We start from the raw sequence: 21408 nt of genomic DNA, 5'->3' as shown, positions 1-21408 counted from the left end.
GTGTCAGCGGTATTCCGACAGGCGCGGCCAGACGCCGGCCACGATGAGCGCGGCGAGGGCCAGCGCCGCGGCGACCGGCAGCCAGTCCCACGGCTCCAGGGCCTTGTCGCCGTCGGCCACGCCGCGCGTGCGGAGGAAGTCGTGGTGGCTGATCCGGGCGTCCAGCTCCTGGTCGTGCGCCCGGAACACGGGGTGGGGCAGGGGCGCCCAGCGCGGGTCCAGATGGACGCGGACGGCGGCGGCGCGCTGGCCTGCCTCGGCGAGGATGCGGACGGCGCGGTCGTGGTCCTGGTACTTGCGGTAGCTGTCCAGGAGCGCGCGGGTGTCGGCGGTGCTGCGGGCGCGGGTGCCGTAGAACCCGCCGAAGTCGACGGTCCGCTTGCTTCCGGCCAGCAGGTCGTCGAGTTCGCGGTAGTAGGCGGCGAGGCTCGTCGCGCCGCTGATGTAGAGGATCGTCTGGGACTTCTCCAGATACATCTGGTCGTAGCGGTCGGCCTGGCCGGGGTCGAGGAGCTGGCGGGCCCGGTCGGTGTCGAGGCCCTTGCCGATCGCGCGGGCGCGCGTGAGGGTCAGGACGGGGTCGAAGCCCGACGCCTTCGCCGCCCGCAGGTGGTCGGCCTCGGTGGCCAGCAGCGACGCGCCCGCGACCGTCAGCACCAGCGCCCCGGCGAGCGCGGCGGCGAGCGGCAGGCTGAGCAGCCGCCGGAACCGCCGCGCCAGGTACACCTGGAGGGCGCCCAGCGCGGCGAGGAGCGCGATCCCGGCGCCGAGGACCAGGTACCGGCCCGCGCTGACGGCGGCGTGCTCGTCCCGGTAGGCGGTGTCGACGTCCGCCGCGCCGTCCAGCGTGAGGTTGTAGGCCTTCGGCAGCAGGTCCCGCGTCATCAGCTCGGTCGCGGCCCGGTACTGCCGGACGCCCTCCGGCGGCAGCGCGGCGGTCGGGGCCGCGCGCCGCCGCCCGGCCTCCATCGCCGCCTGGACGTGCTGGTCGTAGGTGTGCAGGCCGTCCAGCACCGACTGGACGGTCTGCTGCCGCTTGTCCTCGCCCCCCGCGAGCAGGGCCGCCTGCAGCGCGGCCGACTGGGCGTCCTCGCGCCGGATGTCGTAGGCCTGCCGCTCGCCGCTGCGCTCGCAGGCGCTGGCCGCGTCTTCGGGGTCGCAGAGCCAGCCGTCCTCGCCGCCGGTCAGCAGCACGTTGGTGACCTGCGCGTCCATGTCGCTGAGCGCGAGGTACATGTCGCTGGTGGCGACGACCATCGGGCCTTCCCGGTGCCCGAGCGCCTGGAGCCCGTCGCGGGCGTGCCCGGCTCCGGTGGTCAGCGCGGCGACCAGGACGCCGAGCGCCACCAGCGCCAGGGCGGACAGGGCCAGGACGCGGCCCGCGACGGTGCGGAGGCCGGGAAGCTTGGGACGCACGCTCGGTAGCTCTCCTTCGGGGGGCGGCCTCCCAGTGTCGGGGAACGATCATGAGCACGGCAAGGGTGCTGCCACACCCGGACAGTCACCGGCGCCTTACGGCACGCCGGTGATACCGCCGTCCACGCGCAGGTCGATGCCGTTGATGTAGCCGGCCAGCGGGCTGGCGAGAAAGGCGACGGCGGCGGCGATGTCGTCCTCGGTGCCGAGCCGCCCGCTGGGGTTGGCCGCGTAGTCGGCGAGGATCTCCGGTTCCAGCTCGTCCCACGTGGCGGGACGGCCCTGCGCCGCCGCCCGGTCCTCGAACAGCTTCCGCATGCCGGCGGTGACGACCACTCCGGGGCTGACGGTGTTCGCCGTGACGCCGGACCCGGCGAGGTGCCGGGCGAGGCTGGTGGTCATGTTGACCACGGCGGCCTTCGCGGCGGAGTAGTCGACGAGGTTCGGCTGGGGCGTGGTCGCGCCGCGGCTCCCGACGTTGACGATGCGCCCCCAGCCGCGCTCGCGCATCGGCGGTGCGAGGACGCGGATCAGCCGCACCGCCGAGACGACGTTGCCGTTGACGGTGTCGAGCCAGATCGAGGGGTCGGCGGTGTCCCAGTCGTGCTCGGCGACCGGACCGGCGTTGTTGACCAGGACGTCCACGCCCCACTGCCGGGCCTGCTCGGCCACCTCGGCGGCGGCCGCGTCGTCGGTGAGGTCGCCCAGCACCACCCCGGCCTCCCCGCCGGTGGCGCGCACGGCGTCGGCGACCTCCGTCGCGCGGCCCTCGTCCCGGCCGTGGACCAGCACCGCGCAGCCCTCGGCGGCCAGCCGCGCGGCCACCGCCGCCCCGATGCCGCCGCTGCTCGCCGTGACCAGTGCCCGCCGTCCCGAAAGTCGAAGGTCCATGGGAGGCGACCCTAGGCACCGCCTCCGACAGTCGGCGGTCTCGCGCGCTCCGGGGGTCAGCGGCCCCGGAAGTCCGGGGAGCGGTTCTCCAGGAAGGCCGTGATGCCCTCCTTGGCGTCCTCCGTGGCGGCCAGCTCGACCAGTTCGCCCAGCAGGTGGGCCACCTGGTCCTCCAGCGGGCGGCCCTCGATCGCGAAGAAGGCGTCGCGGCCCCGGCGCAGGCCGAGGGGGCTCTTGGACGCGATGGTGCGGGCCAGCTCGTCCACCCGGGCGTCCAGCTCGGCGCGCGGGACGACCTCGGTGACCAGCCCGATGTCGCGGCCCTCGGCGGCGGTGACGCGGGCGCCGGTGTAGTAGAGCTTGAACGCGTGCTTGGGCGCGACGTTCCGGTTGATGATCGCCATGATCATCATGGGCCAGAGCCCGACGTTGACCTCGGGGGTGGCGAGTTTGACGTCATCGGCGGCGATCACCAGGTCGCAGGCGGCGGCCAGGCCGAGCCCGCCCGCGACGGCGTGCCCGGCGAGCCGCGCGATGATCGGCTTGCCGAGCTTGGGGAACGCCGTGAACAGGCGGAACGGCGCGCTCTCGCGGACGGCGGAGGCGTCGGCGACCGAGCGGCCGTCCGCCTGGGCCCGGCCGAGGCCGCCGAGGTCGGCGCCCGCGCAGAAGGCCCGGTCGCCGGCGCCGGTCAGGACGATCACCCGGACGCCGGAATCCGCCTTCGCCCGGTCGAACGCGTCGAGCAGCTCGTCGATCATCTGATCGCTGAGCGAGTTGCGCGCCTCCGGCCGGTTCAGCGTGATCCGCGCGATCCGCTCGTCCGCCGTGTAGATGATCGTCTCGTACATGCCCCTCATCCCGGTCGGGAACGGCGTCTGCCCCCGGAGCGGGGCTCCAGGGGCAGACTACGCGGCGAGATCGTCAGAGACGCTCGATGATGGTGGCGTTGGCCTGGCCGCCGCCCTCGCACATGGTCTGCAGGCCGTAGCGGCCGCCGGTGCGCTCCAGCTCGTGCAGGAGCTTGGTCATCAGCACGCCGCCGGTGGCGCCGAGCGGGTGGCCGAGCGCGATGGCGCCGCCGTTGGGGTTGGTCTTGTCCAGCGAGGCGCCGGTGTCGGCCGCCCACGCCATCGGGACCGGGGCGAACGCCTCGTTGACCTCGAAGACGTCGATGTCGTCGATCTTCAGGCCGGACTTGGCGAGGGCCTTCTCGGTCGCCGGGATCGGGCCGGTCAGCATGTAGACCGGGTCCGAGCCGCACACCGCGAGGGTGTGGATGCGGGCGCGCGGGGTCAGGTTGTGCCGCTTGACGGCCTCCTCGGAGGCGATGAGCAGCGCGGACGCGCCGATGGAGATCTGCGAGGCGACGGCCGCGGTGATCACGCCGCCCTCGCGCAGGACGTTCAGCCCCGCCATCTTCTCCAGCGTGGTGTCGGGGCGGGCGCCCTCGTCCTTGGAAAGACCGGCGAGCGGCGCGATCTCCCGGTCGAAGTAGCCGGCCTCGATGGCCTTGGCGGCGCGCTGGTGGCTCTCCAGCGCGAACTTCTCCAGGTCCTCGCGGGTGAGGCCCCACTTCTCGGCCATCAGCTCGGCGCCGCGGAACTGGGAGATCTCCTGCATGCCGTAGCGCTCGGCCCAGCCCTCGCCGTACGGGAAGTCCATCCCCTGGACGATGCTGGAGCCCATCGGCACCTTGGCCATCTGCTCGACGCCGGAGGCGACGACCAGGTCCTGGGTGCCGGACAGGACGCCCTGCGCGGCGAAGTGGATCGCCTGCTGGGACGACCCGCACTGGCGGTCGATGGTCACGCCGGGCACGGTGTCCGGCAGCCCGGCCGACAGCCACGCGGTGCGCGCGACGTCCAGGGCCTGCGGGCCGACCTGCATGACGCAGCCCATGATGTTGTCCTCGACCGCGGAAGGGTCGACGCCGGTGCGGTTCACGAGCTCCTTGAGCACGTGGGCCCCGAGGTCGGCGGGGTGGACGTCCTTCAGTGCGCCCTTCTTGGTACCGACGGGGGTACGGACCGCGCCGACGATGTACGCCTCGGCCACTGCGCCTCCAAGTTGTGGGGTTCCGTCCCGAAACCGAGTGAGATTCGGTTAGTCAGTATGAGATTACATCCATCATGGCGCAACGCCATGTGAGCTGAGTCTCCGGTCCCGCGCCGCCGCCCGTGGCTAGGCCTCGCGGACGGCGGCGGCCGGCGGGCGGCGCAAAATCTCGCCGTCCTCGTCGTCGCCGACGGACGCGTGCGCCAGCCGCGTCAGCAGGTCGGCCAGCTCCGGGTGCTCCTCGGGCGCCCAGCCGTCCACGTGCCGGGCGAGGCCCGCGCGGCGGGCGGCGAAGAGGCGCTCGGCGACGGCCTGGCCGGATGTGGTGATGGCGAGGGTCGTGTCGCTCCGCTCGACGTACCCGGCGGCGACCAGCCGGTCGACGTACGGGCGGCCGTGCTCCATCGTGACCCCAGCCCGGTCGGCGAGTTCCTGCCGTCCGACTGTGCCGTCCTTGGCGATGCGGCACAGCGCCCATACGCTGCCCGCCGGCAGGTCCACCCCGCACAGCAGGGCCAGCCGGTCGTAGAGTTCGGCCGCCTTCGGGTCCTTGCGCATGAGTTCGCTCAAGGCGCGCTCTATCTCGTGCCTGGACGAACGGACGGTCGGCGCCGCACCGAACCCCTCGCCGTAGTCGTGCGTCTGCGACGTCGCCCGCAACGGGACCTCGCGCAAGAACCACGTCAGCACGAACGCGGCAGCCGCCACTGGCACGGCCCACAGGAACACCGAGTCGATCGACTGCGCATAGGCGTGCAGAACGGCCTGCTTGACCTCGCCTGGGAACCGGTCGAGCAGCTGGGGATTCCCCTGGACGGCCGCAGGGTCGAACCCCGGCGGCAGGACCCGCGCCAGATCGCCGACGTGCGTGGCGAGCTGGTTGCTGAAGATGGACCCGAACACCGCGACGCCGAACGACCCGCCGATCTGCCGGAAGAACGTGACCCCGGACGTGGCCGACCCCAGGTCCTGGTACGACACCGCGTTCTGGACGGCGATGACGAGCACCTGCAGCACCAGCCCCAGCCCGAAGCCGAGCAGCGCGAACCGCAGGCTCATCGACAGCGTGGACGAGTTCTCGCTCAGCCCCGAGCACAGCCACAGCGCCAGTGCGATGAGCGGCGTGCCGACCACCGGATAGATCTTGTAGCGGCCGAAGTGGGTGATCAGCTGCCCGGAGCCGATCGAGCTGACCAGCATGCCGAGCATCATCGGCAGCAGGTAGACGCCCGACAGCGTCGGCGACACCCCGTGCACCACCTGGAGGAAGATCGGCAGGAACGTCAGCGCGCCGAACATCGCGAAGCCGACCGCGAAGCTGATCGCCGCGCCCAGCGCGAACACCGGGTTCGCCAGCAGCGCCGGCGGCATGATCGGCTCGGCCGCGCGCCGCTCCACCAGCAGCCACACGACGATCAGCGCCACCGACCCCACGGCGAGCCCGATGATCGGCGCGGACGACCAGGCGTACTGCGTCCCGCCCCAGGTCGTCATCAGCACCAGCCCGACCGCCCAGCCGACGATCAGCAGCGTCCCGAGGTAGTCGATGCGGTGCCGCTCCCGCTCCCCCGAGGCGTGCAGGACGGCGGCGATCACGATCAGCGCGACGATGCCGATGGGGATGTTGATGTAGAACACCCAGCGCCACGACAGGTTGTCGACGAACCAGCCGCCGAGCAGCGGCCCGCACACGCTGGACACGCCGAAGACCGCGCCGAACAGCCCCTGGTACCGGCCGCGCTCGCGGGGCGGCACCACGTCCCCGACGATCGCGACGACGAGCACCATCAGCCCGCCGCCGCCGAGCCCCTGAATGGCGCGGAACACGATCAGCTCGAACATGTCCTGGGACAGGCCGCACAGCGCCGACCCGATCAGGAAGATGACGATGGACGTCTGGAACAGCCGCTTGCGCCCGTACTGGTCGCCGAGCTTGCCCCACAGCGGCGTCGAGGCCGTCGAGGCGAGCAGGTACGCCGTCACGACCCACGACAGGTGGTTCAGCCCGCCGAGGTCGCTGACGATCGTCGGCAGCGCCGTGGACACGATCGTCTGGTCGAGCGCCGCCAGCAGCATGGCGAGCATGAGGGCGCCGAGGATCACATAGAGGTCGCGGCCCTTCGGCATGGCCCGCTCGTCCCGCGCCTCGTCCTTCGCCGTCGTCATGCCCCGCCCCCCGCCGAGATCCGCGTGCGGGGGACATCTACCCAGGGGCCGGACAGGATCACCCGGCCCCTGCGGGAACGTCAGCGCACGAGGTCGCCGCCGGCCTTCGCCGCGCCGATCCCGGCGGCGGCGCCGGCGACGCCCACGGCCCCGGCGGTGACCCACAGCGGCAGCGCCCCGCGCGTCTTCAGCCCGTTGACGAGATCGAGCGAGTCGACGGCGAGCCCGAGCCGTCCCCACAGCTTGCGCCCGGAGTCGCCGCTGAGCAGGTAGCCGGCGCCGAGGGCGAGCTCCCTGGCGGCGAACATCCGCACCATGTAGTCGCGGCCCGGGTCGGCGCCGCCGCCCATGCCCATCAGCTTCACGGTCAGCTTCGGCGCGGCGAACGCCGCGAGCCCGAGGGCGACCCGCCCGCGCGCCAGGTTGGTCGCCATGGCGTCGAGCTTGTCCCGGCCGTCTACTTCCTTCACATCTGCCACAAAGGCGAGATTAGCGGTAGCGGCACACGGGCCGAACCGGCGGGTAACTGAAGCCTTACACGTCTATCGTGCTTGGGAGGCGGCACTCCCCCCGGCACTCGGAAGGTGACCCATGGAAGGCATCATCGCCCTCGTCGTCGTGTCGCTGCTCGCCGCGTTCTGCGTGCGCTGGGCCGCGGTGCGGATGCGCGTGCCCATGCCCACCCGCGTCTCCGTGATCATCGTGTTCGTGCTGGTCGTGCTCGCGCTGTACGGGCAGCACCTGCGCGGATGAGCCGCGGCGCGGAAATCTGCGGCGGCCGTGCGAACTTCCGCCCCCGGCGGTGAGTCATATCTGACGAAACCCGGCTTCACGCCCCGCCCGGCGACGCCCGACCAGGGGAGCCGGCCCGAGCCGAGGGAGTGCACCAGTGCCGCAACCGGCGCCCGCCGTCCAGCGCAGCGGCGGCACGATCGCCCCGCATCTGAGGCGCCTGCTGGAGTTCGTCGAACCCGGCCGCGACGACGTCTGCCTGGACGTCGCGCGGGGCCGCGGCCCGATGCCCGCGGCGCTCGCACCCCGGGTGGCGCACGTCACCGCCGTGGACGCGATGCCCGAACCGCCCGCGCGCCCCGGCGGCGGGTCCGGGCGGATGTCCACGGTCGAGTTCGGCACCGGCCCGGTCCGCATCACCGGCGACGGCGGCCCGGACGGCGACCCGCTCCCGGCCGCCGCGACCCGCGAGGACCACCGGCCCCACCCGACCGGCCCCGACCGTCCGACGATCAAGGCGGACGCCACCGCGCTGCCCTACCGCGACAACGCGTTCTCGCTCGTCACCGCCCGGTTCTCGCTCTACACCGTCGGCGATGCCGACGGCGTGCTGCGCGAGCTGCTGCGGGTCTGCAGCCCGGACGGGCGGGTGGTCGTCGCCGACCTCGTGCGCGGCAACCTCGCCGGCCCCGAGCGCGACCGGATCGAGCGGCTCCGCGACCCCGACCACCCCGGCACCCCGTCCATCGCCCGGCTCACCGAGATGATCACCTCGGCGGGCGGCAGCATCCGCCGGCTGGACGTGTTCACCGTGGAGCGCCCCATCGAGCCGTGGCTCGCCGGCGCCCGCGACGAGGCGGCGGCCGACCGCATCCGCGAGGCCCTGCTGGACGAGGTCGACGGCGGCCCCAAGACCGGCGCGAAGCCGCGCGTCATCGGCGGCGAACTGTGGTTCACCCAAACCTGGGCCCACGTCGCCGCCGAACCCATCCGCTGACCCTCACGGGACGAGGACGGCCGCCCCGGTGAACCGGTCGGCGGCGAGGTCGGCCAGGGCGTGGTCGGCCTCGTCCAGCCCGTAGGTGTGCGTGGTGACGGCGACGTCCAGTCGCGCGGCCAGCGTCAGGAACTCCTCGCCGTCCGCGCGCGTGTTCGCCGTCACCGACCGAACCTGGCGCTCCTGGAACAGGTGGCGCCGGTAGTCCAGCACCGGGACGTCGCTGAGGTGGATGCCGGCGACCGCGCACGTCCCGCCCCGGTCGAGGCGCTCCAGCGCGGCGGGCACCAGCTCCCCCGCCGGCGCGAAGACGATCGCCGCGTCGAGCGGGGCGGGCGCCGCGTCGAAGGAGTCGCCCGCCCAGGACGCCCCGAGGTCGCGGGCCAGCTCCCGCGCGGCCGGGCTGCGGGTGAACACGTGCACGTCGGCGCCCTCGGCGAGCGCGATCTGCGCGGCCAGGTGCGCGGAGCCGCCGAACCCCCAGATGCCGAGCCGCCCGCCCGGCGGCAGGTCGGCGCGGCGCAGCGCCCGGTAGCCGATGATGCCCGCGCACAGCAGCGGCGCGGCGCGGACGTCGTCCAGCTCGGGCGGCAGCGCGTAGGTGTAGGCGTCGGCGGCCGTCGCGTACTCGGCGTAGCCGCCGTGCGCGTCCCAGCCCGTGTAGACCGACGCCGGGCACAGGTTCTCGGCGCCGCGGCGGCAGAACCGGCAGGCGCCGCACGTCCCGCGCAGCCACGCCACCCCGACCCGGTCGCCGGGACGGCGCAGGCAGCCGGGCCCCGCCTCGGCGACCTCGCCGACGATCTCGTGGCCGGGCGTCACCCCCGGCAGGTGGACGGGCAGGTCGCCCTCGGCGACGTGCAGGTCCGTCCGGCAGACGCCGCAGGCCAGCACTCGGACCAGCAGCTCGCCGGGGCCGGGCGAGGGCACCTCGCGGTCGGCGCGGCGCAGCGGCCCCGACGCGATCGGGGACGGCTCCTCCACCACCCAGGCGCGCATCGCTACGGGGTCAGCGGCAACTCGAACCAGACGGCCTTGCCGTCCGCCGTGGGCCGGGCGCCCCACCGGGTGGCGAGCTGGTCGACCAGGTAGAGACCGCGGCCGCCCTCGTCGGTCTCGCCGGCGCTGCGGATGCGCGGCAGCCGCATGTCGGAGTCGAACACCTCGACCCACACCATGTCGTGGCCGCGCCGCAGCCGCAGGCGGAACTCCTTGGTCGGCGGCTCGCGGCGGCCGAGGTCGGCGCCGAGGTTCCAGTCGTCCTCGTCGAAGGCGCCGCCCTCGAACGGGTCGCCCTCCAGGCCGGTGCCGAACTCGGTGTTGAACTGGACGGGCGGCGGCGCGCCGAGCGGCTCGCCGCCGCGGCCGGGCGGCCCGGCCGCGACCGGGACGACCATCTCGCGGCGCGGCGTCGGCGTGGTCGTGGCGTGCAGGACGACGTTCGTGACGACCTCGGAGACCAGCAGGCACGCGAGCTCGGCCTGCTCGTCGAGCATGCCCCAGTCGGCGAAGGTGTCGGCGGCCATCCGGCGGGCCTCCGACACCATGATCGGCTCGGCGGTGAAGGTGCGCTCCGCCACGCCCAGCTCGTCGCCCGCGGTGCGGATGACCACGATCGCGACGTCGTCGTCGATGTCGCCGGGCACCGCGTCGTAGGCGGCGTTGGCGACCGCCTCGACGCCGCCGCCCGCGGCCTTCGCGACGGCGGCGCGGACCATCTCCCGCGACTCCTCGCGGGTGTAGTAGTCGCCGTCGTCCTTGGGCCGCCGGTCGATGAGGCCGTCGGTGTACAGGACGAGCGTCGAGCCCGGCTTCAGCTCGGTGGTCTCCTCGTTGAAGAGGATCTCACCGCCCATGCCGGGGGCGCGCAGGCCGAGCATGCCGCCCTCGCTCTCGAACTCCAGCTCCTGGACCTCGCCGTCCACGACGAGGAGGGGCGGGTCGTGCCCGGCGTTGGCGAACTCCAGGACCCGCGACCAGGCGTCGTACACGAAGTAGGTGCACGACACCAGCGGCGGCCGGACGAGGTCGTCGCTGTTCCATCCCGAGCGCATCCGCTCGGGGCGCGTCATCGTGCGGACCCATTCGTCCAGCTTGCGCAGTATGTCGGCGGGCGGCTTGTCGTCCTGCGCGAAGGCGCGCAGCGCCGCCCGCAGTTGGCCCATGACGGCGGCGGCGCGGGCCCCGCGCCCCTCGACGTCGCCGATGACGAGGCCGACGCGCCCCGCCGACAGCGGGATCACGTCGTACCAGTCGCCGCCGACCTGGGTCTGGATGCCGTGCCCGTGCGACTCCAGCGGCCGGGCCGGCTCGTACCGCCAGGCGATCTGCAGGCCGTCCAGCGGGGGCGGCCGGTCGCCGGGCAGCAGGTGCTTCTGGAAGGCGAGCGCGGTGTCGCGCTCCTCCTCGAACAGCAGCGCGTTGTCGACGGCGAGCGCGACCCGGCTGGCGATCGCGCCGAGCAGGTCGCGGTCGAAGCCGTCGTAGTGCGGGTCGGGCCGCTTGGACAGGTTCGACAGCGCGAGGCTCATCACGCCGAGCAGTTCGCCGCGCACCAGCAGCGGCGCGGAGATCACCGAGGTGATGCCCATCTCGACGCCGAGCCGCCGGGACGACTCGGTCGGCGCCGCGAACCGGTGCTGGATCATGTCCTCGACGAGGACGGCGTCGCGCCGGTCCATCGCCTTGGCGCTGAAGTGGCCGGGCGGGTAGGAGACGGGCTCGCCGACCTCCGCCCACGTGCCGGGCGGCGGCTCCCAGTCGGCGGCGTGCCGCGACACCCGCCGGTACAGCCGGTCGCCGCTGTAGAGGTCGATGAAGCAGTGGTCGGCGAACTGCGGGACGAGCGTGTCGGCGACGCGGCGCAGCGTGCTCTCCAGCTCCAGCGACCCGGCGAGCCGCTCGCCGATCCGCTCCATCAGCCCGTAGCGCTCCTGCTCGCGCTGGTTGGAGCGCAGCGCCTCGCGCGCGAAGATGACCACGCCGTCGACCGCGCCGGACGGGTGCCGCAGCGGCACCGCGTGCGCGCGCGTGTAAACGGTGGTGCCGTCGGCGCGCAGGTTGCAGAACGTGCCCTCCCACACGCCGCCCTTGAGGACGTGCTTGGCGAGCTCGGTCGCCTGCTCGTGGTCCTCCTCGGCGATGCCCAGGGACAGGATGGAGTGCCCGATGATCTCGTCGCCGCCGAAGCCGAACAGCTGCCGCGCGAACGCGTTGCCGTAGATGACGTTGCTGAAGCGGTCGCAGACGATGACCGCCATCTCCATCTGACTGAGGACGGTCTCGGGTGGCAGACGCGCCTCGTCAGGCGCTTCCCCCCAGTGGTTCATCTCCCCATCCCGATCCTGCCGGCGGCCGCCGTCCCCGGCCTGCTGTTCACCGGGCGTGGCGGTACGGCCGGCGCATGAGTTCGTCTCGTCGTATTGAACGACGAACCCGGCGCCGGGATACGCCCGAAAGGCGCGATGGTATGGAGATCTTCGGTATAGACCGTCGGAACCGGTGCTCGCACGCCGATCGTGTCAGCGCCTGCTGACGAAGACGTGTTCGGCGATGTCGCGCGGCAGCTCTGTCGCGGGCCCCTCGTCCTCGTCGTCACTGATCACCCGTACCCCGTCATCGGTCGCCCGGAGAATCACCTCTCGTCCCGGTTGTATCCCTATCTGCTTGAGTCTAAGCATCAGGTCGCTGTCGCTCTGCACCTGCTCGCTGATCCGCCGGATCACCGCGCCGGACCCGGCGGGGCTCGCGACGGCGGTCATCACCGACAGCGGCGCGGGGTCGCCGTCCTCGCCGTGCCCGCCGAGCTCGTCCAGCCCGGGGATCGGGTTGCCGTGCGGGCAGGTGGTCGGGTTGTCCAGCAGCGCGACCAGGCGGCGCTCGACGTCCTCCGACATCACGTGCTCCCAGCGGCACGCCTCGATGTGGACGTCCTCCCAGGGCAGGCCGATCACGTTGACCAGCAGGCACTCGGCCAGCCGGTGCTTGCGCATGACGCGCGTGGCGAGACCGCGACCGCTTTCGGTCAGTGCGAGATGCCGATCGCCCTCGACCCTGAGCAGGCCGTCGCGCTCCATGCGCGCGACCGTCTGGCTCACCGTCGGGCCGCTCTGGGAGAGCCGCTCCGCGATGCGCGCGCGGAGGGGAATGATCCCCTCCTCTTCGAGCTCGAAAACCGTCCGGAGGTACATCTCCGTGGTATCGATAAGGCCGTGTGAGGTCACAGCTCCCTCCAGTCTTATGAGCAGGAGTCTACTTGCTCGGGCACGGCCCCGCCGGGCCCCGCGAATATCCCCCTGAAGCCGGGTAAGGGGAACGCAAGATGAACGCGAAACCTTCCCATGACGCGGAACCGTTCCTGCCCCGGACGCCCGGGGAGCGCGCCGATCTCGGCGCCCTGCGCCGCGCGGCCGCGGACTGCCGGGGCTGCGACCTCTACGCCGACGCCACCCAGACGGTCTTCGGGGAGGGCTCGCCGGGCGGCCGGATCGTGCTCGTCGGCGAGCAGCCCGGCGACCAGGAGGACCGCAAGGGCCACCCGTTCGTCGGCCCCGCCGGACGCGTCCTCGACCGGGCCCTGGAGGAGGCCGGGATCGAGCGCGGCGACGTCTACGTCACCAACGCCGTGAAGCACTTCAAGTTCAAGCGGCAGGCGGCCGGCAAGCGGCGCATCCACGAGACGCCGAACGCCGGGGAGATGCGCGCGTGCCGCCCCTGGCTGCTCGCAGAGCTGCGGGTCCTGGAGCCGGACGTCGTCGTCGTGCTCGGCGCCACCGCCGGCAAGGCGCTGCTCGGCTCGTCGTTCCGGGTGACGAAGCAGCGCGGGCGCCTGATGGCGCTGCCCGACCTGGAGACGATCGGTACCCCGGCTGCGGGGCGCGAACTCGGCGAGGCGCCGCCGGAGCGGGCCGACACGCGGCTGCTGGCGACGATCCACCCGTCCGCCGTGCTGCGCGCCGAGGACCGCGACGCCGTCTACGCGGGCCTCCTGGACGACCTGAGGATCGTCGCCTCCGCCCTCGCGTGAGCCGCGGGGTCAGGGCTCGGCGACCGTGACCGCCTCGGCCGTGCGGGTGTCGTAGCGGACGAGCGCCGGGACGGCGAACGCGGCGACGACCACCAGCGCCGCGCAGGCCAGGCCGCCGCCCACCCAGGACGCGGTGGCGCCGGCGACGCTCGCGGTCGCGCCCGCCCGCACGTCCCCGAGCCGGGGGCCGCCCGCGACGACCACGGTGAACACGCCCTGGAGCCGGCCGCGCAGCTTGTCCGGCGCGTACGTCTGGAGCATCGACTGGCGGAAGACCGCCGACACCAGGTCGGCCGCGCCGCCCACGGCGAGCAGCACCACCGCGAGCCACAGCGAGCCGGCGAGCCCGGCCGCCGCCACGGCCAGCCCCCACACCACGATCGAGGCCACGAGCGCCAGCCCCTGCCGGTGCACCCGCCCGATCCAGCCGGACGACAGCCCGCCGAGGAACGCGCCGATCGCGATGGCGGCGAACAGCCAGCCGACCGCGCCCTCCCCGCCGAACTGCGTCTCGGCCACCTCGGGGAACAGGGCGCGCGGCATCGCGATCGCCATCGCGATGATGTCCACGACGAACGACATCAGCAGCACCGGCTGCGTGGCCAGGTAGCTCAGCCCGTCGATCACCGACCGCAGGCCCGGCGCGCCGGTGACGTCGCCGAGCGGCGGGATCGCCGGCAGCCGCAGCGCCGCGTAGAGGACGACGGTGAACAGCACGGCGTCGAGCGCGTAGGCCGCCGCGTAGTGCCAGTGCGCCAGCAGCACGCCGGCGAACAGCGGCCCGGCCAGCATCCCGAACTGGCTGGCGGTGAAGTTGAGGGTGTTGGCCGCCGGGACGAGCTCCCGGTCCACCAGCCGGGGGATGATCGCGCTGCGGGTCGGCGAGGCCACCGCGAACCCGACCGCCTGGACCGCCACCACCGCCATGATCAGGGTGAGGCTCTCGATCCCGAGCAGGGCCTGGACGAGCAGCAGCAGCGTCGCCGCCCACATCACGCAGGACGAGGCGAACAGCAGCCGCCGCCGGTCCATGTGGTCGGCGATCGCGCCGCCCCACAGCCCGAACACGATCAGCGGGACGAGGTTGACGAAGCCGAGCACGCCGACCCACAGCGACGACCGCGTCATGTCGTACACCTGGACGGGCACGGCGACGGCGGTGACCTGGAAACCGACGAACGACACGCCCTGCCCGAGCCACAGCCGCCGGTACTCCGGCTTCCGCAGCGGCCGGACGTCGATCGCCAGCCGCCGCAGCCTGCCGCGGGCGCCCGGCGGCCTCCCGGCGGCCTCCTCCGGCCCCGCCCGCTCCCCGGGTTTCGCGGGTTCCTCGGGCTCAGCCGGCTCCTCGCCGGACGCCGCGCCCGCGCCGGCGCGCCCGGCGGTGTCAGGAGTGTCGGTGGGGGATGGCTGCTGTTCCGATGTCACGGAGACAGTCTCTCCGCCGTCCACTCCCCCGGCTCCTCCGCACCCCCCGGAGATACTTCGCGGCGGTAACGAATCCGGTCGTGCAGCCGGTCGCGGCGGCCCTGCCAGAACTCGATCGACGCGGGAACCAGGCGGTAGCCGCCCCAGAAGTCCGGCAGCGGGACGACGTCGGAGCCGTCCCCGTCCGGTGCCCCCGGCGGCTGCCCGGCGGCCGGATCCGGCCAGCGCGCGGCCGCCTCGGCGTAGCCGCGCTCCAGCACGTCCCGGCCGGGGATGACGCCCGACTGGTGCTCGCTCGCCCACGCGCCGAGCCGCGACCCGTACGGGCGCGTCCGGAAGTAGGCGGCCGACTCGTCCCGCGACAGTTCGGTCACCGGACCCGAGACCCGCACCTGCCGGTACAGCGGATGCCAGGGGAACACCAGGGCCGCGCGCGGGTTCGCGGCGAGGTCGCGGGCCTTGTCGGACAGCAGGTTCGTGAAGAACCGGAACCCCTGCGGCCCGTACCCCTTGAGCAGCACGAGCCGGGCGCTCGGGACGCCGTCGCCGGACGCGGTCGCGAGCACCATCGCGTTCGGCTCGGCGAGCCCGGCGGCGTGCACGTCGGCGAACCACGCGGCGAACAGCGGGAGCGGATCGGCGGGGAGCGCCGACTCGGACAATTCGCCCGCCTCGTAGGATCTGCGGAGCCGTGCGGGGTCGGGCGTTGCGGAATCCACAGCGTCAGAGCCTCTCACCTGGGGCTTGTGCAACTCGCATGGCCCCTGGGTACTGGTCAGTAAGGCGGACAGGGTTCAATGGCACGGCACCGCCTTATCACTCTTGGGGACGAAAGGCAGGACGACATGTCCGACTTCAAACCTGGTCTCGAGGGGGTCGTGGCCTTCGAGACCGAGATCGCCGAACCGGACAAGGAGGGCGGCGCCCTCCGCTACCGGGGCGTCGACATCGAGGAACTCGTCGGCCGCGTCTCCTTCGGCGACGCCTGGGGCCTACTGGTGGACGACAGCTTCACCCCCGGGCTCGCCCCCGCCGACCCCCACCTGCTCCCGGTCACCTCCGGCGACGTGCGGGTGGACGTGCAGAGCGCCCTCCCCACCCTCGCCACCGCGTACGGCATGCGGCCGCTGCTCGACATCTCCGACGAGGAGGCCCGCGCCGACCTCGCCCGCGTGTCGGTGACGGCGCTGTCGTTCGTCGCGCAGTCCGCGCGCGGCGTCGGCCTGCCGATGGTGCCGCAGCGGCGGATCGACGAGTCCGCGACCATCACCGAGCGCTTCATGGTCCGCTGGCGCGGTGAGCCCGACCCGCAGCACGTCCGGGCCATCGACGCCTACTGGGTCTCCGCCGCCGAGCACGGCATGAACGCCTCCACCTTCACCGCGCGGGTGATCGCCTCCACCGGGGCGGACGTGGCGGCCAGCATGTCCGGCGCGATCGGCGCCATGTCGGGCCCGCTGCACGGCGGCGCCCCGGCCCGGGTGCTCCCGATGATCGAGAAGGTCGAGCAGCTCGGCGACGCCCGCAAGGTCGTCACCGACATCCTCGACGGCGGCGAGCGGCTGATGGGCTTCGGCCACCGCGTCTACCGCGCCGAGGACCCGCGCGCCCGCGTGCTCCGCCGCACCGCCAAGGAGCTGGGCGCGCCCCGCTTCGAGGCCGCCAAGGCCCTGGAGGACGCCGCCCTCGCCGAGCTGCGCGAGCGCCGTCCGGACCGCCCGATCGAGACCAACGTCGAGTTCTGGGCCGCGGTCATCCTGGACTTCGCCGAGGTCCCGACCGCGATGATGCCCGCCATGTTCACCTGCGGCCGCACCGCCGGCTGGGCGGCGCACATCCTGGAGCAGAAGCGCACCGGGCGCCTCGTCCGGCCGAGCGCCAAGTACACCGGCCCGGGCACCCGCGCGATCAGCGAGGTCACGGGAGCGGCCGAGGTCCTCAAGGGCTGAGTCCGCCCGCATGACCTGAGACACCTTCCCCCCATCCCCTCGCGAATCGACGCCGCCGAGGCCCCCGGACGATCCCGGGGGTCTTCGGCTTTTCCGGACGCCGCTACTGGGCCGTCGCCCGCGTCGCGGCGTCGCCGGGCGGGCAGGACGCCCGGCCCTGCTCGCCCGCGATCAGGCGGCCGCAGATCTGCTTGACCTCAGTAGTGCCGTCGGGATTGATCGTCGCGAGCAGGACCGGTTTGTCAACCACCTGGTGGCCGGTCGCCCGGGAACCGAACCGGATGACGCCGCTCGCCCCGTTGCGCAGCACGTCGTGGTCGGGGTCGTTCAGCGCCGCGAACACCGACCCGGCGGACGGCTGCGCCTTCTCCTGCCAGTACACCCGGCTCGCCACGGTCGCGATGAGGGTGGCGGCGTCGTAGCTCACCGCGGCGCGGGTGATGGACGGCCGCCGCCCGGACGCGTCGTCCTTCGAGGTCATCTCCCGGACGGCCGGGTCGTAGTCGGAGTAGAAGGTCTGCGGCGCCTGGTCGCCGATCCAGCGCCACGTCCACGCCTCCCGCGCGGCGAGCGGGGTGAAGTACAGGTCGAAGGTGTTCTTGCGGCCGAGTTCGTCGGCGTTGTCGCTGACGTACTTGGCGATCTCGTCGTCCGCCATCACCAGCGGCCGCTTGGGGCACGACAGCTCCAGGACGTTGACGAACGAGCGGAACTCGTCGGAACGTCCGGCGTAGTAGAACATGTCCGGCTGGTTCTGGCACGCCTCCCGGACGGACTTGTTCAGCTCGCCCGGGTTCCGGTACGGGCGCATCAGCGCCTTCCCGGGGCGGAACGCCTTCTCGAAGTCGGTGGCCAGGTTCCGGCTGTAGAGGTCGTCGGGCTCGCCGTCGTAGATGACGACGGCGTCGTCCACCTTCCGGCCGCCGACGTCGCCGTGCCGCGCCCAGTACGCGGCGTGCTCGGCGGTGCGCGCGTTCGGCGACGCGAGCCGGAAGTAGTAGGGCGAGTAGCCGGCGTCGTCGTCCAGCATCGCCGTCTTGTCGTAGCTGTTGGCGGTGCCGACCAGCGGCAGCGCCGACTTGGCCAGCAGCCTGATCGCCTCCTGCGTCTGCTGGCGGCTCTGCTCGAAGCCGACCACCGCGACGATGGAGCGGTCCTCCAGGGCGCGCTTGCGGATCTGCTCCGCGACGTGCACGGCGTAGCGGAACTTGGCGCCCGCGTTGGCGATCAGCACCCGCAGCCGCAGGTCCTTGCCCTCGGCCGCGTCGTTGAACCGCTTCTGCGCGATCGCCAGCCCGATCAGCTCGCCCTGCACCCCGGCGAGCAGGTCGATCCGCCGGTTCTTGATCGACGGGTCGGCGGTGACCGGGCCGAGGTAGACGACCGTCGCGTACGGCTTGCCGGACGCCTTGACGTGGTCGTTCAGCGCCTCGATCCGGTCCAGCACCTTGTTCAGCCGGTTGTCGTTGTTCCGGCCGCCGGACTCCTCGCCGAACCGGTACGAGCCGTCGGTGATGCCGACGCACTCGCCGTTCGGCATCCGCCTGATCCCGAACGGCGAGCAGTACTTCACCACCTGTACCGAGATGACCGTGATGGACGCCGCGGCGACCGCGACCATCGCGATCCACGGCAGCGCCGGGTGCGCGAGCCGCGGGCGGCGCCGCACCGGCCGGACGGGCGGCAGGTCGCCGCCCGGGTCGCGGGTGACGTCGACGCGCAGTTCGCGGCGCGAGCCGAGGGCGCCGACGCGGCGCTGCTCGCGGGTGTAGCGGTCCCACAGGCCGCGCGCGGCAATGACGCTCTGCGGCTCGCCGGACGACAGGTCCACCCGGACGGCCTGCGCGAGCCGGTCGAGGAGCCGCGGACCGGACGGCACGTTCGGGTCGTCGTCGGCGGGCGCGTTCGGGTCGACGCCGGCGATGACGACGAGCGGGTCGAAGCCGCTCAGCCGGTCGGCGGCCTGGACGTCGGCGCGGACCCGCTCGGCCAGCTCCACGAACGCCGTGCCGGGATGCCGCGCGGACAGGTGCTCGAAGATCAGCACCGGGTACCGGACGCGCGCCCACGCGGCCCGGCGGTAGTCGCGCCGGTAGTTGCGGCGCAGGTCCTCCAGGAACGCGGCGACGAGCAGCAGGTCGAGCTGCTCGCCGTGGTCGTCGGGCTCGACCGGGCGCGGATCGAACACGCCGAGCGCGAAGCCGAGGAACCCGGTGGAGTCGCGGTCGACGTAGGGCTGGCGCAGGAACCAGCCGAACCTTCGCACCCCGTACCAGCCGCGCGTCCGGGCGACGATCTGCACGGTGACGAACGCGAGCCCGATCACGGCGGCGAGCACGGCGGAGGCGAGGTCGAGCGCCGCCGCCGTCCCGGCGCTGATCAGCGCCACGACCGCGATGCCGATCGGGGCGATCTGCTCCAGGAACGACAGGAACGTGGCGGGGCGGCTGCGCACCTCCTCCAGGTCGCGCAGGACGTCCCGGCCGCGGCGGCGGATCACCCGGTTCAGCTCGCGGCGCCGCGCGTTCTCGTTGTCGCCGGCCGGCGGATGCGTGAGCCGCCGGATCAGCTGGTGGTTCTCCCGCTCGGCGGCCGAGGCGCCGCGCGGCGGCGGGCGGTCCCCGGCGAGCCGGATCTCCCGCAGGTCGCGCAGCCACAGCGCCATCTCCAGCAGCGGGAACCGCAGGCCCGGCTCGCCGCGGGCGCGGCTGCTCGGCTGCGACAGCTCCCGCTTGGCCTCCCGCAGCACGCCCGCGACGTCGGTGGCGGGCGTGTCGGCCGCGATGTGCGACACGGGGGCGCGCTCGTCCTCGCAGCGGGTCTTGAGGATCTCGGCGGCGTGCGAGGTGGCCCGGCCGGGGCCGAGCAGCAGGAGCAGCGGCCGGAGCCGCTCCCGCCACCGCCACGGCGGCCGCTCCCGCAGCCGTTCGAACAGGTCGAGCACTCCGCGCAGCCGATCCTCGCTCAGGATCCGGTCGCCGTCGCCCGCCATCTCAACGCCCCGCTTCCCTGGTCGCCTCTCCTCGCCCGCTCCCCTGGCCGCCGCGCGGCCGCCCTCTGTGTTTCGACGCCGCGGATCTTGATTTGGATCGAAACTTTTTCCGATCCCCGCGACCCCGCAGGTAAGCGGGTGACTTTGCCATCATGGGACGCATGAGCCAAGACCCCGACGAGCCGCTCGACGGCGACATCGGCCCCGCGTCCGTGCCCGCGGAGGCCGGCGCCGGGGCGGTGAAGGCCGACACAGCCGAGGAGCTGCGGCGGTACGAGGCCGAGCGGGAGGAGCGCCGCCGGCACACCAACGCCGTGTCCGGGCGGATCGCCGTGGCGCTCGCCGCGCTGTTCCTCGGCTTCCTGACCTACGACTCCGTCCGCACGGCGGTCGAGGCGCGCTCGCGGGGCGACGACTGGATCTACCCGCCGGCCGTGATCGCCGCCGTCTGCGCGCTCGCCCTGGGGGTCCTGCTGACCTGGGCGTGGCGGCGCCGGCGTCTCGGCATGTGAACCCGAGCCGCGATCTTCACCGCAGGTCAGATAGCCTGCTGCGAGTGACCGACAGCGCGAATCCAACCATTGACATCCCCGCCGATCTCAAGCCGGCCGACGGCCGTTTCGGATGCGGTCCGTCCAAGGTCCGCCCCGAGCAGCTGGCCGCCCTCGCCGAGTCCGGTTCGACCTACCTGGGCACCTCGCACCGCCAGAAGCCGGTGAAGTCCCTCGTCGGACGTGTCCGGGAGGGCCTGTCCCAGCTGTTCTCCCTGCCCGAGGGCTACGAGGTCCTGCTCAGCAACGGCGGCACCACCGCGTTCTGGGACGCGGCCGCGTTCGGGCTCGTCCGGCAGCGCTCGCAGCACCTGACGTTCGGTGAGTTCTCCAGCAAGTTCGCCAAGGTCACCACGGGCGCGCCGTGGCTGGGGAACCCGACCGTCATCTCCGGCCCGCCCGGAACCCACCCGGAGGCGTCCGCCGAGGAGGACGTCGACGTCTACGCGCTCACCCACAACGAGACCTCGACCGGCGTCGCCATGCCGATCAAGCGCCCGGCGGGCACGACCGCGCGCGAGGGCCTCGTCCTGGTGGACGCCACGTCCGGCGCGGGCGGCCTGCCCGTGGACGTGGCCGAGACCGACGTCTACTACTTCGCGCCCCAGAAGTGCTTCGCCGCCGACGGCGGCCTCTGGGTCGCGCTCGCGTCCCCGGCCGCGCTGGAGCGCATCGACGAGATCGCCATGTCCGACCGGTACGTCCCGGAGTTCTTCAACCTGAAGACGGTCGTGGACAACTCCGCCAAGGACCAGACCTACAACACCCCGGCCGTCGCCACGCTCATCCTGCTCGCCGAGCAGATCGAGTGGATGAACGCCCAGGGCGGACTGGCCTGGACCACGTCCCGGACGGCCGACTCGTCCCAGCGGCTCTACACCTGGGCTGAGAAGACGTCCTACACGACGCCGTTCGTGGTCGACCCGGCGCAGCGCTCCCAGGTCGTCGGCACGATCGATTTCAACGACGACGTGGACGCGTCCGCCGTCGCCAAGACGCTGCGCGCCAACGGCATCGTCGACACCGAGCCGTACCGCAAGCTGGGCCGCAACCAACTGCGCATCGGCATGTTCCCGGCAATCGACCCCGACGACGTCGAAGCCCTGACCGCCTGCGTCGACTACGTCGTAGAGAGGTTGTAATTGGGGGGCGACCCCCCAAACCCCCCGTCACGAGCCGGTCGATCCTCACGCCACGGTTCC

At 73.1% G+C, this 21408-nt stretch carries 18 protein-coding genes; 6 read left to right on the top strand and 12 right to left on the bottom strand.

Annotated elements, in window-relative coordinates; translation table 11 throughout:
* Positions 1–3 precede the first annotated feature (3 nt).
* The 6 genes from HUT06_RS06970 to HUT06_RS06945 form a co-directional block, all read right to left on the bottom strand.
* A complete protein-coding gene (locus tag HUT06_RS06970) occupies positions 4–1416 on the bottom strand; it encodes a hypothetical protein (RefSeq protein WP_176194956.1) in 1413 nt (470 codons plus the stop codon).
* Between the two features lie 96 nt (positions 1417–1512).
* The gene (locus HUT06_RS06965) at positions 1513–2307 is read right to left on the bottom strand and encodes an SDR family NAD(P)-dependent oxidoreductase (protein WP_176194955.1); all 795 of its coding nucleotides are present in this window, start codon (positions 2305–2307) and stop codon (positions 1513–1515) included.
* A gap of 56 nt (positions 2308–2363) precedes the next feature.
* Positions 2364–3158 carry an enoyl-CoA hydratase/isomerase family protein gene (locus HUT06_RS06960; protein ID WP_176194954.1) on the bottom strand — a complete coding sequence of 265 codons (795 nt, stop codon included), beginning with the start codon at positions 3156–3158 and terminating at the stop codon, positions 2364–2366.
* Between the two features lie 73 nt (positions 3159–3231).
* Positions 3232–4365 (bottom strand): acetyl-CoA C-acetyltransferase, encoded by a 1134-nt coding sequence (locus HUT06_RS06955; RefSeq protein WP_176194953.1) that lies wholly within the window; start codon positions 4363–4365, stop codon positions 3232–3234.
* A gap of 126 nt (positions 4366–4491) precedes the next feature.
* Positions 4492–6531 carry a DHA2 family efflux MFS transporter permease subunit gene (locus HUT06_RS06950; RefSeq protein ID WP_176194952.1) on the bottom strand — a complete coding sequence of 680 codons (2040 nt, stop codon included), beginning with the start codon at positions 6529–6531 and terminating at the stop codon, positions 4492–4494.
* Positions 6532–6611: 80 nt separating this feature from the next.
* The gene (locus HUT06_RS06945) at positions 6612–7010 is read right to left on the bottom strand and encodes a hypothetical protein (protein WP_254715022.1); all 399 of its coding nucleotides are present in this window, start codon (positions 7008–7010) and stop codon (positions 6612–6614) included.
* A 112-nt stretch (positions 7011–7122) separates the two neighbouring features.
* On the opposite strand from HUT06_RS06945, the gene HUT06_RS06940 reads away from it, so the two are divergent.
* Both HUT06_RS06940 and HUT06_RS06935 read left to right on the top strand, forming a co-directional pair.
* Entirely contained in the window at positions 7123–7284 is a 162-nt protein-coding gene (locus HUT06_RS06940) for a hypothetical protein (protein WP_176194951.1), read from the top strand.
* A 136-nt stretch (positions 7285–7420) separates the two neighbouring features.
* Positions 7421–8260: a methyltransferase domain-containing protein gene (locus HUT06_RS06935; protein WP_176194950.1), complete on the top strand. Its 840-nt coding sequence runs from the start codon at positions 7421–7423 to the stop codon at positions 8258–8260.
* A gap of 3 nt (positions 8261–8263) precedes the next feature.
* Here the strand turns inward: HUT06_RS06935 and HUT06_RS06930 are convergent, their stop codons facing one another.
* From HUT06_RS06930 to HUT06_RS06920, 3 genes are all read right to left on the bottom strand, one after another.
* Positions 8264–9259, bottom strand: a complete 996-nt coding sequence (locus HUT06_RS06930) for a zinc-dependent alcohol dehydrogenase family protein (protein WP_176194949.1) — start codon at positions 9257–9259, stop codon at positions 8264–8266.
* Positions 9260–9261: 2 nt separating this feature from the next.
* The gene (locus HUT06_RS06925) at positions 9262–11589 is read right to left on the bottom strand and encodes a SpoIIE family protein phosphatase (RefSeq protein ID WP_176194948.1); all 2328 of its coding nucleotides are present in this window, start codon (positions 11587–11589) and stop codon (positions 9262–9264) included.
* Between the two features lie 192 nt (positions 11590–11781).
* Positions 11782–12483, bottom strand: a complete 702-nt coding sequence (locus HUT06_RS06920) for a metal-dependent transcriptional regulator (RefSeq protein WP_176194947.1) — start codon at positions 12481–12483, stop codon at positions 11782–11784.
* Between the two features lie 98 nt (positions 12484–12581).
* On the opposite strand from HUT06_RS06920, the gene HUT06_RS06915 reads away from it, so the two are divergent.
* Positions 12582–13286: a UdgX family uracil-DNA binding protein gene (locus HUT06_RS06915; protein WP_176194946.1), complete on the top strand. Its 705-nt coding sequence runs from the start codon at positions 12582–12584 to the stop codon at positions 13284–13286.
* A gap of 9 nt (positions 13287–13295) precedes the next feature.
* Here the strand turns inward: HUT06_RS06915 and HUT06_RS06910 are convergent, their stop codons facing one another.
* Entirely contained in the window at positions 13296–14714 is a 1419-nt protein-coding gene (locus tag HUT06_RS06910) for an MFS transporter (RefSeq protein WP_176194945.1), read from the bottom strand.
* A complete protein-coding gene (gene pdxH / locus HUT06_RS06905) occupies positions 14711–15433 on the bottom strand; it encodes a pyridoxamine 5'-phosphate oxidase (protein ID WP_176194944.1) in 723 nt (240 codons plus the stop codon). The genes HUT06_RS06910 and pdxH overlap by 4 nt, the downstream gene beginning before the upstream one ends.
* A gap of 126 nt (positions 15434–15559) precedes the next feature.
* Here pdxH and HUT06_RS06900 point away from each other — a divergent pair, with 126 nt between their 5' ends.
* Positions 15560–16663, top strand: coding sequence for a citrate synthase 2 (locus tag HUT06_RS06900; protein WP_176194943.1), 1104 nt, complete (start codon positions 15560–15562; stop codon positions 16661–16663).
* A 103-nt stretch (positions 16664–16766) separates the two neighbouring features.
* Here HUT06_RS06900 and HUT06_RS06895 read toward each other — a convergent pair whose 3' ends face one another.
* Positions 16767–19655: an ABC transporter substrate-binding protein gene (locus HUT06_RS06895; RefSeq protein WP_176194942.1), complete on the bottom strand. Its 2889-nt coding sequence runs from the start codon at positions 19653–19655 to the stop codon at positions 16767–16769.
* 161 nt (positions 19656–19816) lie between these two features.
* On the opposite strand from HUT06_RS06895, the gene HUT06_RS06890 reads away from it, so the two are divergent.
* A complete protein-coding gene (locus HUT06_RS06890; RefSeq protein ID WP_176194941.1) occupies positions 19817–20167 on the top strand; it encodes a hypothetical protein in 351 nt (116 codons plus the stop codon).
* 44 nt (positions 20168–20211) lie between these two features.
* Positions 20212–21348, top strand: coding sequence for a phosphoserine transaminase (gene serC, locus HUT06_RS06885; RefSeq protein ID WP_176194940.1), 1137 nt, complete (start codon positions 20212–20214; stop codon positions 21346–21348).
* Positions 21349–21408: the final 60 nt, after the last annotated feature.

It is taken from the genome of Actinomadura sp. NAK00032 (assembly GCF_013364275.1).
Taxonomy (GTDB): Bacteria; Actinomycetota; Actinomycetes; order Streptosporangiales; family Streptosporangiaceae; genus Spirillospora.
Note: the sequence above shows the minus strand (reverse complement) of the source record. Positions and strands in the feature narration are given on the sequence as shown.